This window comes from Massilia sp. CT11-108 (genome assembly GCF_047302915.1).
Classification (GTDB): Bacteria; Pseudomonadota; Gammaproteobacteria; order Burkholderiales; family Burkholderiaceae_D; genus Telluria; species Telluria orientalis.
Map to the genome: position 1 here is coordinate 1 of NZ_JBKYMO010001749.1, position 239 is coordinate 239.

At 62.8% G+C, this 239-nt stretch carries 1 protein-coding gene; it reads right to left on the minus strand.

What is annotated here, in order from left to right:
* Positions 1–210: glycoside hydrolase family 20 zincin-like fold domain-containing protein (locus ACEN88_RS36215; protein ID WP_413347198.1), on the minus strand; the 210-nt coding region annotated here is incomplete at its 3' end.
* Positions 211–239: the final 29 nt, after the last annotated feature.

The following is a 239-nucleotide window of genomic DNA, read 5'->3' on the forward strand; positions in this document are numbered from 1 at the left end:
GCATAGGTGCTTCAGCGCTAGCGGTCCGGGCCCGTAAACCCACGGGGTGAGCAGCTGGAGCAGGGTTTGCACTGCCCAACGCGCTCCAGATGGACTGCCGACAGTGATGCGGACCTGCGCGTCGATGTCAATGCGATAGCCCTCCGCTTCTAAAGCGGGATCCACTATGACGGTGAGGGAGGCATCGTCGGTGTGTGATGTTGCTCGCACGACGTCGAGTGCTGGAGCCAGTCGCTCGG